This is a genomic window from Trichocoleus sp. FACHB-40 (assembly GCF_014695915.1).
Taxonomy (GTDB): Bacteria; Cyanobacteriota; Cyanobacteriia; order Cyanobacteriales; family FACHB-T130; genus Funiculus; species Funiculus sociatus.
In genome coordinates this window covers 84,838-102,438 of the sequence record NZ_JACJPF010000041.1, presented here as the reverse complement: position 1 = coordinate 102,438, position 17,601 = coordinate 84,838, and the positions used below count along the sequence as shown (strand labels likewise).

6 protein-coding genes are annotated in these 17,601 nt (G+C 44.4%); all 6 read left to right on the top strand.

The genetic code is table 11. The features are described from left to right. Positions 1–148 precede the first annotated feature (148 nt). The 6 genes from H6F63_RS07000 to H6F63_RS06975 all read left to right on the top strand — a co-directional run bounded on the left by H6F63_RS07000 (position 149) and on the right by H6F63_RS06975 (position 17,546). Positions 149–1,585, top strand: coding sequence for a condensation domain-containing protein (locus H6F63_RS07000; protein ID WP_242019572.1), 1,437 nt, complete (start codon positions 149–151; stop codon positions 1,583–1,585). A gap of 133 nt (positions 1,586–1,718) precedes the next feature. Continuing rightward, a complete protein-coding gene (gene ectB, locus H6F63_RS06995) occupies positions 1,719–2,969 on the top strand; it encodes a diaminobutyrate--2-oxoglutarate transaminase (protein WP_190636047.1) in 1,251 nt (416 codons plus the stop codon). Between the two features lie 124 nt (positions 2,970–3,093). Next, the gene (locus H6F63_RS06990; RefSeq protein ID WP_190636045.1) at positions 3,094–8,625 is read left to right on the top strand and encodes a non-ribosomal peptide synthetase; all 5,532 of its coding nucleotides are present in this window, start codon (positions 3,094–3,096) and stop codon (positions 8,623–8,625) included. Continuing rightward, on the top strand, positions 8,625–9,671 hold the full coding sequence (locus tag H6F63_RS06985) for a TauD/TfdA family dioxygenase (RefSeq protein WP_199297817.1): 1,047 nt from the start codon (positions 8,625–8,627) through the stop codon (positions 9,669–9,671). Before H6F63_RS06990 ends, H6F63_RS06985 begins: the two co-directional genes overlap by 1 nt. A 4-nt stretch (positions 9,672–9,675) precedes the next feature. Then, the gene (locus tag H6F63_RS06980) at positions 9,676–14,250 is read left to right on the top strand and encodes a non-ribosomal peptide synthetase (RefSeq protein ID WP_190636042.1); all 4,575 of its coding nucleotides are present in this window, start codon (positions 9,676–9,678) and stop codon (positions 14,248–14,250) included. Further along, entirely contained in the window at positions 14,247–17,546 is a 3,300-nt protein-coding gene (locus H6F63_RS06975) for a non-ribosomal peptide synthetase (RefSeq protein ID WP_190636041.1), read from the top strand. The genes H6F63_RS06980 and H6F63_RS06975 overlap by 4 nt, the downstream gene beginning before the upstream one ends. Positions 17,547–17,601 lie beyond the last annotated feature (55 nt).

The following is a 17,601-nucleotide window of genomic DNA, read 5'->3' as shown; positions in this document are numbered from 1 at the left end:
CTGGGAAATTGATTTCCCAGCGCAAAGCTCAAGTCAGTGGAAACTGACTGAAAACGCAAAAACAACCCATTTCAATGGGTTTTAGCTTTCAGCCGGAACTTCAGTTTCCGGGAAGACAGCTTCACAGCTCAAGTCAGGTATGGTGACGATGAAAGTAGATTTTTCCTCTGATGTTAATACTTCCGAAGAAGATGTCTTTGTATTTCCGGCCTCTTTTGCCCAGCAGCGGTTGTGGTTTTTCGATCGATTGGAGCCAGGTAGCCTTCAATACATTAGCCCTGTCGCCATACAACTGACGGGTGCGCTTGACGTGCCAGCGTTAGAGGAAAGTTTAAACGAAATTGTGCGCCGTCATGAAGCCTTGCGAACTACGTTTGTTATGGTTGATGGGCAACCTGTTCAGGTGATTGCGCCAAGTCTGAGGTGGAAACTTCCGCTGGTGCTTGTGCGATCGCTGTGTGATCGCGATCGCGATGTTCAGGTGCAAAACGCGATCGCACAAGAAACCCAACAACCTTTTGACTTGTCCCAAGGGCCTTTACTGCGGACAAAGTTGCTACAGCTGGATGAAGAACAGCACGTATTGCTGCTAACGATACACCACATTATTAGCGATGGTTGGTCTAAGGGTGTGCTGGTTCGCGAAGTAGCCGCCCTCTATGAAGCCTTTTCTCAAGGTCGTCCTTCACCGCTTCCCGAACTGCCCATCCAGTACGCTGATTACGCTATCTGGCAGCGGCAAAGGTTGCAGGGACAAGTGCTAGAAGCTCAGATGTCTTACTGGAAGCAGCAGTTGAGTGGCAACTTATCCGTACTAGAGTTACCTAGCGATCGCCCGCGACCGACAGTTCAAACTGGTCAAGGTGCCACCCAATCTTTCGGATTACCTACTAACCTCTCTGAGCAACTCAAGACACTTTCGCAGCGAGAAAATGTCACCCTGTTCATGACAATGCTTGCTGCATTCAAAACCTTACTTTACCGTTACACTAGGCAAGATGATATCCTTATCGGCTCCTCGATTGCTAACCGTAACCGAGCTGAATTTGAGGGGATAATTGGATTTTTTGTCAATACTTTGGTGATGCGGACTGACCTATCAGGCAACCCAAGTTTCCGAGAAATTTTGCATCGAGTCCGCAAAGTAGCTTTGGAGGCATACGATCATCAAGATTTGCCTTTTGAGCAACTGGTAGAAAAACTTCAGCCAACACGTAACCTGAGCTATCATCCGCTGTTTCAAGTGTGGTTTTCGTTGAATAATGCCCCGATGCCAGCCTTGCAGCTTTCAGGTCTAAGCGTGAGTTTGTTAGAGGTTAAAAGTAATACGGCGCAGTTCGATTTGAGCTTCGACATAATGGAGACACCACAAGGGCTTATCGGGACGGTGGAGTACAGCACTGACCTGTTTGTTCCCGCTACAATTAGCAGCATATTAGGACATTTTCAAACTTTATTAGAAGGCATTGTTGCCAATCCTAACCAGCGTCTATCAGATTTATCCTTGCTAAAAAAATCTGAGCAGCACATTACTTTCGTGTTAGAAAAAGAAGCGACTTTTAACTTCGATTTTGCTCTTAACTAATTGTAGGTTGGGTTGAGGAAGGAGTCCCAATACTAATCAGTAATTGTACTAACGAAACCCAACATTAACCAGCCTAATTAAGCTTTTGTTATTCCCTCTCACAGCGACCCAATTGCCCAAGGAGAAGAATTAGATGAATATCTTTGAAGAACGCGAGTCAAATGTCAGAACTTATTGTAGAAATTTTCCCGATGTTTTCCATAAAGCTGTAGGTTCTACCGTTTATTCGGAATCAGGCGTAGAGTTTATCGACTTTCTTGCTGGTGCTGGCGCTCTTAATTATGGACACAACAATCAATACATAAAACAAAAAGTTATTTCATATTTAGAATCGGATGCGATCGCTCATGGTCTAGACTTACATACAATGGCTAAACGCGACTTTTTAGAAAAGTTTTCCGAAGCCGTTTTAATACCCAAAAAACTCGATTACAAGATTCAATTTTGTGGTTCTACCGGAACAAATGCTGTTGAAGCCGCTTTAAAACTGGCAAGAAAAGTCAAGCAAAGAACTGGTATATTCTCATTTATGGGAGGATATCACGGCATGACTTTAGGCAGCTTAGCTATTAGTAGCAATAACGGTATTCGCTTAGGGGCAGGAGTAACATCAAACCATGTAACTTTTATGCCGTTTCCCTATGGATATATGGAAAATTTCGACACCATAGAGTATATGGAAACGGTACTGACTGATGTTAATTCTGGGGTGGAAAAACCAGCAGCAATTATATTTGAAACGGTACAAGCTGAAGGTGGTGTTGTTGTAGCACCGATCGAGTGGATGCAAAGGCTCAGGAATTTGTGCGACCGCCATGATATTTTATTAATTTGTGATGATATTCAAGTCGGCTGCGGTCGCACAGGCCCGTTCTTTTCGTTTGAAAGAGCGAATATTGTTCCTGACATAGTAGCTATCTCAAAATCTATCAGTGGTTACGGGTTTCCCATGTCTTTGTTATTGATTAAGCCAGAGTTTGACATTTGGGAACCAGGCGAACATACAGGCACTTTTAGAGGAAACCAATTGGCATTTGTGGGAGCATCGGCGGCTATAGAGTACAGAGAAAGTATTAATCTTGAATACGAGGTCAAACTTAAAGAATCTTTTTTGAATACTTTCCTTAATAAGGAGATAGCTTGCTTAAGTGAAAAAATAGTTATTCGCGGGATCGGCATGATTTGGGGAATCGATCTGTCGGATAGAGGCGCAAGTTTTGCGAAAGCGATCGCGCAGCGTTGCTATGAACTAGGATTAATCGTTGAAAGGGTGGGAAGAAATGATACGGTGATTAAAATTTTGCCTCCTTTGAATATTGAAATGCCTGTTTTAAGAAAGGGCTGTTCAATTATTAAGCAAGCTTTTTTTGACTGCATTAACTAGCAATCCGATTTTATTTATGAAAGCTGCCTTTTTTTAATAATCGCCTTGGCGTGCGCTTAAGGTAATTGGTGAAGATTAATGAACGGCAGAACTGACATTTTTAGGCAGGAGATAGACGTAAACGATGACTAAAAATATTAGAAATATTCCTCTTTCTGAAGACTTGTTTACTCAGAAAATATATTGGTTACACAAGTTATCCGGAGAATTACCGGAAACTACTTTGATTGCGGATTATCTAAGACCAGTACCTTATGGCAAGAAAAACCAATCTATCAGTTTCGAGTTGTCAGAAAATTTATCGGAGGCAATTTTTAAGTTAACTAATCGTTCCTATTTGTCTATCTATTTAGTTCTTTTATCAGCGCTGAAGATATTGCTAAACAGATATACTGGCAATGATGATGTAATTGTCGGTTCACCTGTTTATAAAATAGGAGAGGGTAAGAAGTTAAATAATAATTTTGTTACCCTGCGATCGCAGGTAGCAGATAGCCTGACCTTTAAAGATTTTCTTCTACAAGTAAAAGATACTGTTATTGGTGCTTATAGCCATCAAAACTATCCTTTTGGTGAATTAGTAGGCTTGTTAAAGCTGCCGCAAAGTGAGAATCGGTGTTCAATATTTGACATCATCCTTTTGTTGGAGAACATCCACAATCAGCCTTGCTTGGCAGAAATAAAAAATGATATTACATTTTCTTTTGTAGTTACTGAGAATGGCTTGAAAGGAAAAGTTGAGTATAGTTCGCTTCTTTTCAAAGAGGAAACTATCAATCAAGCGATCGCGCACTATATCAACATTCTTGAAATCGCTCTTTGTGACATAAACATTCCTCTAGCACAGCTTGATTTTCTAACAGCAGCCGACAGAAAGCAATTATTAGAAGAGTTTAATGATAATACCAAACCTTATCCCGTCACTAAAACAATTCATGCTTTATTTGAAGAACAAGTAGAAAAAACACCGGATCGGATTGCGGTGGTTTTTGAAAACACTCAATTAAAATACTGCAAACTGAACGACCAGGCAAGTCAGCTTGCTTTATTTTTGCGTAAACTGGGAATCACAAATGGTAGCTTTGTTGGAATTTTAAAGGAACGCAATCCAAATTATTTAATAGCAATACTGGCTATCTTAAAAGCTGGCGCAGCTTACGTACCTATTGATGTAACTTATCCAGCGGATAGAATCAGATATATGCTATTGAATAGCGAAGTTCAGGTTCTATTAACAGAGTCTTCATCTCTGAATATATTGCCGGAAGTTATATCTGAATGTTCTTGCTTACAATCAATTATTTGCCTAGATGCTATTTCCGATGAGAGCAACCAAAAAATAACCGGAGTAAATTTATATCAGCAAAGCGATTTCCAGCATTTACCGACAGCGATAGATGCTATTAATCGGGGAATCGATGCTGCTTACATGATATATACTTCCGGTTCAACTGGATTTCCTAAAGGTGCAATTATCAGACATGGTGGCGCTATTAATCATATTTATGCCCAATATGATGCTTTAAATCTTCCGGAAAACCTTAGATTCCTGCAAAGCGCCCCGGCTTCATCGGACATTTCTGTATGGCAATTTTTAGCGCCAATCTTAATTGGTGGGACGACAGTTATTGTAGACACGGAAACAGTCTGTAATCCTGAGAAATTGTTTCATGAGATTAAAAATAAAAAAGTTACTATTATTGAAATCGTCCCAGTTGTTTTAACAAGCTTACTAGAATATACTTCCCAACTGTCGAGCGACCAAAGACTGTTACCAGATTTGAAGTGGATGATGGTGACAGGAGAATCTGTTTCGGTAGATCTGGTAAATCAGTGGCTTAGTCTGTATCCCTCAATTAAAGTTGTAAATGCTTACGGCCCTACTGAAGCAGCAGATGATATCACTCAGTTGATAATAGACAAGCCTTTAGAGGAACGAACAGTTTCAATTGGTAAACCTTTAGCTAACTTAAATATCTATATTCTTGACCGCAAAATGCAGTTAGTACCTGTTGGGGTTCCTGGGGAGATTTGCGTATCAGGATTTGGTGTTGGTGTGGGGTATTGGAAGAATGAAAAAAGTACCCAGTTAAGCTTTGTTCCTAATCCTTTTCCAAATACTGCAAAATGTTTGCCTGGTACTAATAAAGATTTAATTTATAAAACAGGAGATTTAGGAAGGTGGCTTCCCGATGGAAATATTGAATTTTTGGGACGCATTGACCACCAAGTAAAGATTCGTGGCTTCCGGATTGAACTTGGAGAAATTGAGGCTCTACTGAGTCAACACCCAACTGTACGACAAACTGCGATCGCATTCAGGGAAGATGTATCAAACCAAAAGCGTTTGGTAGCTTATGTTGTTCCGAGTCCGGATAACCAAGTGCAAAGCGATCTAGTATCGCAGCTTCGGAGCTTTCTGAAACAGAAGCTACCTGAGTATATGGTGCCATCTGCGTTTGTGCTGTTAGAGACTCTACCCCTGACACCCAGCGGCAAAGTAGACCGTCGAGCTTTGCCAGCACCAGATCAAACGCGGTTAGCACCCCAAGAAACGTTTATGTTGCCTCGCACTCCCGTTGAGGAAATCTTAACTCAGGTTTGGGAGCAGGTTTTGGGTATCGAACGGGTAGGCATCCATGACAACTTTTTTGAATTAGGCGGCGATTCTCTTCTCAGCATTCAGGTGATTGCCAAAGCTCATCAAGCAGGAGTTCAGCTGACCCCGAAGCAAATGTTTCAGCACCAGACAATTGCAGACTTAGCAACGGTCGCTGACACAACTGGCGCAATTCAGGCAGAACAAGGTTTAGTTGTGGGTTCCCTACCACTTACACCGATTCAACACAGCTTCTTTGAGCAAAATTTACTTGACCCGCACCACTGGAATCAATCTCTGTTGCTAGAAGTGCAGCCAGATGTTGACCCGAAACTGTTAGAACGGGCTGTGCAGCAGTTGTCAATCCATCACGATGCTCTCCGCCTGCGGTTTATACAAACTGAGTCTGGTTGGCAACAAATTAATGCTAATTCTGATGATTTGGTGCCTTTCTCCTACGTGGATTTGTCAGACTTGCCACCAGAAAAGCAAAAATTCGCTCTGGAGACAGCCGCCACTGAACTACAGAGCAGCTTAAACCTATCGCAAGGGCCTCTGGTACAAGCGGCTTTCTTTAAACTGAGTGGAGAAAGTCGCCTGCTGTTAATAATTCACCACCTGGCGATAGATGGTGTTTCTTGGCGAATTTTAGTTGAGGATTTGCAGACAATCTATCAGCACAACACAAAAGCGAGTGCCAACGACACAGCAGCGCTTGCCTTACCATTGAAAACAACCTCCTTCAAGCAATGGTCGCAACAGTTGCTTGAGTATGCTCGCAGTAAGGCTTTGCTGGAACTGGATTATTGGTTAGCGAAAAAGAGCAAATCGGTTTCACGTCTACCAGTGGACTTTCCTGGGGGGTCTAATACAGTAGGTTCCGCCCGGATTTTATCAGTTTCCCTGAGTGTTGCAGAAACCAAAGCTTTGTTGCAAAAGGTGCCTGCTGCCTATCACACCCAGATTAATGATGTGTTGTTAACGGCGTTGGTGCAAGCATTTGCACAGTGGAAGGGAGAACAATCGCTACTTGTTAACTTAGAAGGTCATGGACGGGAGGAAATTTTTGACAATGTGGACTTGTCCCGTACTGTGGGCTGGTTTACATCAGTTTTTCCAGTGTTGCTGTTGGGAGATGCTGATCCTGGGGAAGCGTTGAAAGCTATCAAAGAGCAGTTGCGGAGTATTCCCAATCGAGGGATAGATTATGGTATTCTGCGCTATCTGAGTAATGATCCTTTTATAGTCGAATCGCTGCGATCGCTTCCTCAAGCTGAGGTGTGTTTCAATTACTTGGGTCAGTTTGACCAGACGCTTTCATCACCTCTATTTAAGTGGTCTTCAGAACCTCGCGGGATAGAACGCAGCTTGCGAGACAATCGCAGCGAACTCTTAGAAATCAATGGTTTTGTAGTTGGCGGTCAGTTGCAACTAGATTGGACTTACAGCCAGAGTGTTCATCACCAATCCACAATTGAGGCTTTGGCGCAAGGGTTTATCGAGGCGTTGCGATCGCTTATCGCCCATTGCCAATCTCCGGAAGCTGGAGGCTATACTCCTTCTGACTTCCCATTAGCAAAACTGGATCAGCAAACACTTAATGAGTTGTTTGTCCAATCGCAGATAGAGGATATTTACCCGCTTTCGCCTATACAACAGGGGATGCTTTTTCATACCCTTTACGATCCCGACTCCGGAATTTATTGCGAACAGTTTAGCTGCACCCTCAAGGGAAACTTAAATATCTCAGCCTTCAAGCAAGCCTGGGAGAGAGTTGTAGACTTATACCCAGTTCTGCGAACCTCTTTTTACGGAGAAATTGATACACCGCTTCAAGTCGTCCATCGACAAGTGGAATTACCTTGGGAACAGCAAGATTGGCGGGGATCTCTAACCAACCAGGAACGTCTGGAAGCTGTTCTAAAGCGCGATCGTCAAGGCTTCGATTTGTCGCAAGCACCGCTAATGCGCCTAATTTTAATCCAGCTGACCGACAACACCAGCCTATTCATCTGGAGCCATCATCACCTATTGCTAGATGGGTGGTCTATGCCCATCGTTTTCAAAGACGCGATCGCATTTTACCAAGCATTCTCTCAGGGACAAGACTTAAATCCCAAACGCCCCCGTCCTTACCGGGACTACATTGCATGGTTACAGCAGCAGGATCTATCCAAAGCTGAGGTATTTTGGCAGCAAATGCTCAAAGGTTTCACAACACCAACCCCCCTAGAAATCAATCCAGTTTCCCAAAAATTGCCCAGCTTAAAAGAAAGCGAAAATAAACAGCAAATCCAGCTTTCAGAAGCCACCGCCGCCGCCTTACTACTGTTTACCAAACAGCATCAATTAACTCTAAATACCTTAATTCAAGGAACTTGGGCTTTGCTGCTGAACCACTATAGCGGTGCCGAAGATGTAGTTTTTGGTAGCACCGTTTCCGGCCGTCCGCCCAACCTCGCTGGTTCGGAATCAATTGTCGGGGTTTTTATTAATACTTTGCCAGTGCGAGTACAACTGATTCCTGAAGATTTTTTTGTCTCTTTGCTCAAGAAAATTCAGTCCCAGCAAGTTGAAGCCCGTCAGTACGAACACACTCCTTTAGTGCAGTTGCACAAATGGAGCGATATGCCAAGGGACTTGCCTCTATTTGAAAGTATTGTTGTCTTCCAAAACTATCCAGTAGATCCATCCTTACGTCAAGGCTTCCGAGAATTTGAATTTGGCAATATTCGCTCTTCCTCAAAAAATAATTATCCTCTGACTGTCAGAGTTCTGTTACCGGACTTGTCGCTGCAAATTTTATACGATTCTTGCCGCTTTCAGCCGGACGCGATCGCTCAAATTTTAGAACATTTCCAATTTATGCTACACCGGGTTTCGGAACAACCTGATGCTAATATTCGCGCCCTTAAAGAAGCACTGATAGAAGGCGACAAACAACAACAAATTCTGAAACAGAAAGATTTCCAAGCGGTTCGTCGTCAAAAAATAGGAAATGTCAGGCGCAAGACGATCAGCGTTGCAACTGAACAATTAGAACGGGATAACCACTGATGAAAGAATCTACAAACCTCAACACGATGAAGCCAAGCAATGTCAGGCGAAAAACCGTCAGCATCTCCCCAGAGAAATTAATTCAGATAGAGTGCCTTCAGCCTGAAAATCCTCTACCCTTGGTAATTAAGCCAGCGGTAGATGGGTTGAATTTGATTACTTGGGCAACAAATAATCGCTCATGGATCGAGACACAGTTATTAAAACATGGTGGCTTATTGTTTCGGAAGTTTGATCTTAAAGAATTACCCGAATTTGAGCAATTTATCCAAGCAATTTCCGGAGAATTACTCGAATACTACTATCGGTCAACACCCCGAACTCAAGTAAGTGGCAACATATATACGTCAACTGAATATCCTGCCACCCAAGTTATTCCTTTACATAATGAGATGGCTTATTCCTTAGAATGGCCTTTGAAAATTTGGTTCTTTTGCGTCAAATGTGCCGAACAGAAAGGAGAGACACCGATTGCCGATAGTCGTAAGGTTTTTGAACGCATTGATAATAAAATTAAAAATAAATTTATTCAGAGAAAAGTGATGTATGTCCGCAATTATGGTGATAAACTAGACCTTGACTGGCAAAATGTTTTTCAAACAACAAATAAAACTGAAGTTGAAAATTATTGCCGGAGTAAGGGAATTGAGTTTGATTGGAAGGGAAATCAGCTAAGAACTCGTCAGGTTTGCCAAGCTGTCGCCACCCATCCCAAAACTGGCGAACTGGTGTGGTTTAATCAAGCTCATTTGTTTCACGTCTCAAGCCTAAATCCAGAAGTTTATCAATCCCTGCTGGCAACCTTTAAAGAGGAAGATTTACCTCGTAATGCTTATTACGGTGATGGCTCTCCGATTGAAACTTCTGTTTTAGATGAAATTCGGGAAATTTATCAGCAGGAAACAGTTATATTTCCTTGGCAAGAAGGAGATATATTGATGCTGGACAATATGCTAACGGCTCATGGACGTATGCCGTTTGTTGGCTCCCGAAAAGTAGTAGTAGGGATGGCAGAACCTTTTACTAATCAAAACAGCGGAGCTTAAGGATATGCAAGAATTATCTATAGAGGGGTTTGAGCTTTCCCCACAGCAAAAAAATTTGTGGTTGTTACAGCAAAACCAGAGTCAGCCTTATCGGGTTCATTGTGCTGTTTTAATAGAAGGAAATCTTAAGATAAACGTTCTAGAGGCAGCTTTACAAAAGGTTGTAGAAAGACATGAGATACTCCGGACAAGTTTTTGCTGCCTAAGCGGGATGTCAATTGCTTTACAAGTAATAAGCGATCGCAATCTACCTGAAGTTAACAAGTGTGATTTAAAGCACTTAGAATTTGAGGAACAAGAAGCAAAACTAGAGGTACTTTTTCAAGAAGCAAAAAAGCATCCTTTCGATTTATCTCATGGCTCAAACTTACAAGTATCTTTAGCAATTATTTCCCCGGAAAAGCATATCTTATTACTTGGCTTACCAGCTCTTTGTGCAGATAGGATAGCAATTAATAATTTAGTAGGTGAAATTAGCCAATCTTACGCAGCTTGTATCCAGAATAGTCCTCTGGGTGACGAACCTTTGCAATATGCAGATATTGCGGCATGGCAAAATGAGCTGTTTGAAGCTGAAGAGGCAGAAACGGGAAAAGAGTATTGGCGCAATTTGGATTTAAACTTTATCCAAAATACGCTTCCTAATGAAAAGCCGTTGATATCAGTATTTAAACCAGAGTCTATTTCCTTAAAATTAAATACTGACATAAAGACAAAAATTGCAGCTTTAGCGAATAAAGAGACATATACTGTTTCCAGCTTTTTACAGGCTTGCTGGCAGATATTACTGTGGCGTATTACGGGTAAATCTGAGATAGGAATTGCTTGTGCTGGCAGAAACCATGAAGAGTTAGAACCTGCAATAGGTTTGCTGGCAAAATATTTACCAATCCAGGGCTGTTTGCAGGGAGAACTTAAATTTTATGAAGTGTGGCAGCAGCTTAACAAGATAACCAGCGATGCTTTGAAATGGCAAGAATCCTTTAATTGGGAATATCTTGTTAAAAGTAACATCCAAAATAAAGAAACACCGTTTTTCCCCTTTTGCTTTGAATTTGAATCCCAGCCCCCTCAATATTCTGCGGCAGACCTATTATTTTCCATTTACAAGTCTTACACCTGCATCGACCGATTCAAAGTAAAACTTTCTGTAAAAGAGCAGAATGATTCTCTGACAGCAGAATTGCACTATGACGCTAACTTATTCGAGACAGAAGAAATCGAGCGGTTAGCGGCACAATTTGAAACCTTGCTAACCCATGCCATTGAGAATCCAGAAGTAGCGATCGCGCAATTAGAAATCCTCAACAGCAGCCAACGACAGCAACTATTAGTCGAATTCAACAATAACAAAACCGCTCCTCCCCCCTATTCCTGTCTTCACCACTGGTTTGAAGCACAAGCACAGCTTACACCCAACAACATTGCCCTTGTGTTTGAAGATCGGCAACTCACCTATGCCGAACTCAACATTAAAGCCAATCAACTTGCTCATTACCTACAGCGACTCGGAGTTAAACCCGAAATCATCGTCGCCCTGCACCTGGAAAGATCCCCAGAACTGATCATCGGTTTGCTGGGAATTCTCAAAGCAGGCGGAGCATATTTACCTTTAGATCCGGCATTACCCAAAGAAGCCTTAGCCTTGCGAATGCAAGAAGCACAGGCAACCATCCTGTTAACACAACAGCACCTTATTGAACTTCAACCGCAAGCGCAAGTAGTGTGTCTGGATAATTGGGATGCGATCGCTAAAGAAGACCACTCCAATCCCATCAGCCATACCACCGCCCAAAACTTAGCCTACGTCATATACACCTCCGGCTCCACTGGCAAGCCCAAAGGAGTTGCTATTGAGCATCGGCAACTCCTCAATTATCTCAACGCCATCCTAGAAAAATTGGTACTGCCAAGTGGTGCCAGCTTCGCCACCGTCTCCACCATCGCCGCCGACCTCGGCAACACAGCCATCTTCCCAGCCCTGTGTACGGGGGGATGTCTGCATATCATCTCTCAGGAAAGAGCTACCGACCCAGTAGCACTAGCCCAATACTGCCGCCGCCATCCTATTGACTGTCTCAAGATAGTCCCAACCCACCTAGCAGCCCTGCTAACGACCGCCCATCCAGAGCAAATTCTGCCCCGTCAGTGTCTAATCTTGGGCGGTGAAGCCGTCAGCTGGAATTTGATCTCACAGGTGCGACAACACTCCCCATGTCAGATTCTCAACCACTACGGCCCGACGGAAACCACCGTTGGCGTACTTACCTATTCAGTAAAAAGCTTGCCAACCGAGGCGAATAGAGCAACCGTTCCTTTAGGCCGTCCCCTAGCCAACACCCAGATTTATTTATTAGACACCCATCAGCAACCCGTGCCGATTGGCGTACCGGGCGAACTCTACATCGGCGGTGATAGCGTAGCCAGAGGCTACCTGAATCAACCTGAACTGACTGCCCAGAGATTTATACCCAACCCCTTTAATCAGGAAACTCAAGAACGACTATACAAAACTGGTGACTTAGCAAGATACCGACCAGATGGCACCCTAGAATTTTTGGGTCGCCTAGACCGTCAAGTCAAATTGCATGGCTTCCGCATCGAATTAGAGGAAATTGAAGCCGTACTGAGTCAACATCCAAAAGTGCGCGAAGTTGTCGTACTGGCGCGAGAGGATGAGCCTGATCACAAGCGTCTTGTCGCTTATGTTGTTCCGGATTCCCATACCGCTACCATCAGCGACCTAAGTAGCTTTCTGAAGCAGAAATTACCTGAGTATATGGTGCCTTCTGCCTTCGTACTGCTCAAAGCCTTGCCCCTAACACCCAATGGCAAAATAGACCGCCACAACCTGCCAGCGCCGGACGCGACTAAGCCAGAATTTAATCCAGGTTTTTCCGCACCTCGCAATCCCCAGGAAAAGGTGTTGGCGGAAATTTGGGCGCAAATCTTGGGTTTAGAGCAAGTTGGTATCTATGACAACTTCTTTGAGTTAGGCGGAGATTCCATTCTCAGTATTCAGGTAATTGCTAGAGCCAATAAAGCAAACTTGCGGCTGACCCCCAAGCAAATATTTGAACATCCGACGATTGCCCAATTAGCAGCAGTGGCGGATATCACCCAAACCATCGAAATTGAACAAGGTCTGGTAACGGGGTTTGTTCCTCTTACCCCGATTCAACACTGGTTTTTTGAGCAAAATTTACCCGATTCCCATCACTGGAATCAAGCTGTTCTCCTGCAAGTACAGCATTTAGATCCCAAGCTATTAGAGCAAGTGGTGCAGCATTTGCTGAAACATCACGATGCTCTGCGTCTGCGGTTTATTCCAGAAGCATCGGGTTGGCAAGCTGTTAATACTGATTATCAGCGAGTAGTGCCAGTAACTGTGCTGGATTTATCGACACTCTCACCCAGCGAACAAACCGCAGCTATTGAAGCTGCTGCTGGGGAACAGCAAGCTAGTCTGAATCTGTCAGCAGGATCGTTGATGGCCGTAACGCTCTTTAACTTGGGGCCTTCTAAACCGAGCCGCTTGTTACTGATTATCCACCACTTAGCTGTTGATAGCGTCTCCTGGCGGATTTTGCTGGAAGACTTGCAAACGGCTTATGAACAGGTAAGCCGGAATGAAACGATACAGCTGCCAGCGAAAACAACCTCGTTCAAGCAGTGGGCTGAATGCTTGCAGGAGTATGCACAATCAACGACTCTACGAAAAGAGGAAGATTATTGGTTAGCTCCCCGTCAGCGATCGCATTTGCCTGTGGACTTTCCAAACCGCGCGAATACGGTGGAGTTAGCTCGCACAGTTTCCGTATCGTTGAGTGAGTCCCAGACGCAAGCACTGTTAAAAAAGGTGCCATCGGCGTATCAAACGCAGGTGAATGATGTGTTGCTGACAGCACTGGTGCAGACTTTTGCCGATTGGACTCAACAGCGATCGCTTTTAGTTAATCTTGAAGGTCACGGACGAGAGGAAATTATCAAGGATGTGGACTTGTCGCGCACAGTCGGCTGGTTCACGACTTTATTCCCGGTGCTATTGGAGTTAGAAGCAGCGTCTGAACCGGGAGAGGCGTTGAAAGCTATCAAAGAGCAATTGCGCCAGATTCCAAATCGAGGAATTGGCTACGGTGTGCTGCGATATCTCCAGCCAGACACGTCAGTAAAAGAGCGATCGCGCCAGCTTCCTCAACCCGAAGTTTGTTTCAACTACCTGGGCCAGTTTGACCCAGCTTTACAACAGTCCTCTTTGTTTACCTTAGCCCCGGAATCGACCGGCGCGGCGCGGAGTCCCCAAGGAAATCGCCCTCACCTGCTGGATGTCACTGGCTTTGTTGTCAACGGAAAGCTGCAACTAGATTGGACATACAGTGCCGCAATACATAAAGATTCAACTGTGTCAAGCCTAGCGCAAAAATTTCTCACAGCTTGCGCGTCGCTCATTGCTCACTGCCAATCTGCGGAAGCGGGAGGCTACACCCCAACTGACTTCCCAAAAGCCCAACTGAATCAAAAAGACCTGGACAAGTTGCTTGCCAAAATCAACCGCACCAGTGAGAAGAAAGCCAAATGAAAGTAGAAAATCTTCAAGATATTTACGAACTATCACCAGCACAGCAGGGCATACTCTTTCACAGTTTGTATACCCCCGAATCTGGAGTATATTTCCTACAGTTGCACTATACCTTGCAGGGTTATCTTGATGTTTCTGCCTTCGAGCAGGCATGGCAGAAAGTCATAGCTCGTCACCCCGCCTTGCGTACTAGCTTTCATTGGGAAGACCTAGAAAAGCCATTGCAAGTCGTACATCAACATATTAAAGTGCCGCTGGTGCAGCATGATTTACAAAAGCTTTCTCCCTCAGAACAGCAAGAACATCTCCAAACCTTGCTAGAAATAGATCGTCAAGGCTTCGACCTGTCCGAAGCACCTTTAATGCGCTTGAATTTGCTGCAACTTGGCGAAAAAAGTTACCAGTTCATCTGGAGCAAGCACCATCTAATTCTGGATGGATGGTCAACAGCATTGGTACTCAAAGAAGTCGTTGAAATTTACGCAGCCCTTTCTCAGGGACAACAGGAGCCAGATTTGCCCATCAGTAGCTATGGGGACTACATCGCTTGGTTACAGCAGCAAGACTTGTCAAAAGCCGAGGCATTCTGGCGAGAAAAGCTCAAGGGATTTAATCCATTCACAAAGCGCTTAGGGTTAGATGTTAGCTCCCGCCTCCAAAAAGACTGCAATCAACAAGTGCTTCAGCTTTCGTCAACTACCACAGCAGCCCTGCAATCCTTGGCACGACAGCATCAACTAACCCTAAATACCCTAGTTCAGGGAGCATGGGCGTTGCTTCTGAGTCGAAGAAGTGGCGAGAACGACGTAGTTTATGGAGCCACGGTCTCTGGTCGTCCAGCCGACTTAGCAGGAGCCGAGTCTATGGTAGGGCTGTTGATCAATACCCTGCCTGTGCGGGTACAAGTAAAGCCGGAACAGCCTCTGTTGGCTTGGCTCAAGCAACTTCAGGCTCAACTGGTGGAGATGCGTCAGTACGAGTACAGTCCCCTGGTAGAGGTGCAAGGGTGGAGCGAAGTGCCACGAGGTCAACCTTTGTTCGAGAGCATTTTAGTGTTTGAGAACTACCCAGTAGATCGAATTTTACAGGAGTGGAAAGTCAATCTAGAAATTCAGAATTTTACTGTCTTTGAAAAGACGAATTATCCTCTAACTGTATTCGCCATCCCAGGTTCAGAGTTGGAGCTGAGGATATTGTACGATTGCTGCTGCTTTGATGCCGCCGAGATCATCCGGATGCTAAATCATTTCCAAACTTTACTCGCAGGCATGGCAACCAATCCCCAACAGCGCTTGTGTGACTTACCGCTGTTAACAGAAGCGGAAGTTCATCAACAGCTAGTTGAGTGGAACAACCAAAAGGCAGATTACCCGAAAGAATGTTTGCATCAGCTGTTTGAAGCTCAAGTAGAACGCACACCCGATGCCATTGCCGTGGTTTTTGAAGACGAAAAACTGACTTACCGGGAGCTAAATGAGCAGGCTAATAAAATAGCGCACTACCTGCTGCGGCTGGGCGTGAGAACAGAGGAATTAGTTGGCATTAGTGTAGAGCGATCGCTCCATACTATCATCGGCATATTCGGCATTCTCAAGGCTGGAGCAGCTTATGTTCCCTTAGATCCCGCCTACCCCAGTGATCGTCTAGCTTTCATGCTCAACGATGCTCAAGTGTCAGTTTTACTAACCCATTCTGCACTCAAAGATCGATATTCTGACAAAATTCCTTCATCCTGCCGTTCTGTGTGCCTAGATACCGACTGGGACAGGGACATTGCCCAAGAAAGCTTTCAAAACCCTACTAACCGAGTGACATCTGACAATCTAGCTTATGTCATTTATACCTCTGGCTCCACCGGAACTCCCAAGGGTGTCCTCGGTCGGCACCAAGGCGCAGTCAATCGCTGTTACTGGGCAGCCTATCCCTTCAACACAGATGATATTTGTTGCCAAAAAACCTCTTTAAACTTTGTAGATTCTGTCTGGGAAATTTTTGCCCCATTACTGCACGGGTTGCGAACAGTAATCATTGCTGATGAAGTTGTAAAAGATCCGTACCAGCTAGTACAAACTCTCTCTGAACAGCAGGTTACGCGCATCATCTTAGTTCCGTCGTTGCTGCGCGTCATCTTAGACACGTTCGCCGATTTGTCCAGCCGCCTTCCCAAACTGAAGTATTGGGTCAGCAGCGGCGAAGCCCTTAGCATTGAACTATGCCAACGCTTTCGCCAGAGGATGCCTCAAAGCCGACTGATCAACCTTTATGGCTCCTCGGAAGTGTCTGCTGATGTTACTTGGTACGACACAACAGAAAACGCGCTAGATTCTTGCGTTTCCATCGGTCGCCCGATTGCCAATACGTGTTGTTTTCTGCTGGATAGCAACCTGCAACTTGTCCCAATTGGCGTACCGGGAGAGCTATATATCGGCGGTGATGGCTTAGCACGCGGCTACCTAAACCAGCCTGAACTGACCGCCGAGAAATTTATTCCCAACCCTTTTAATCAGGCAATCAAAAGTCAAAAGTCAAAAGATTCTTCCCTTTTAGTTTCTTCAGACCGCTTGTATAAAACTGGAGACTTGGGGCGTTACCTGCCCACTGGGGATATTGAGTTCCTCGGTCGGCTGGATCATCAGGTGAAGATTCGGGGGTATCGCATCGAAGTCGGCGAAATCGAGGCGTTGTTGGTTCAACACCCAGCAGTTCAGGAAGCGGTAGTTCTGACACGGGAGGACGAGACTGGTGACAAGCGGCTGGTAGCTTATGTTGTTCCTGACGACCAACTCATCAATTCAAAATCGAGCCAGCTGCGCCAATTTCTCAAAGAGAAGCTACCAGAGTACATGGTGCCATCAGCTTTCGTAATCCTTCCTGTCTTGCCGCTAACGCCCAACGGAAAAGTGGATCGCAATTCACTGCCAGCACCAGAAACTTTCTCAGCCGAACGGGAAACAGTTTTTGTAGCCCCGCAAACTCAAACTGAAAAAGAACTTGCCGAAATTTGGAGCGCAGTGCTAGGGGTACAGGCGGGAATTTATGACAATTTCTTCGATTTAGGGGGTCATTCTTTGATAGCAACGCAGTTGTTATCGCGGGTACGAACCAATTTTGGTGTAGATATATCATTGCGAAATTTTTTCGCGTCTTCCACGATTAAGAATTTAGCTGAGATGGTGGAAGAAGCTCTTTTGCTATCAAGTTCCACAGATATCGATAAAATGCTAGACCAATTGGAAGGGCTAGAGGAAGACGAAATACAGAAGATTTTAATTGATTGTCAAAATGAGGGAAATTAGCAAGTAGTTGAGGTAATAAGACCCAACAAACCTAATATTAACGTTGGGTTTTTAT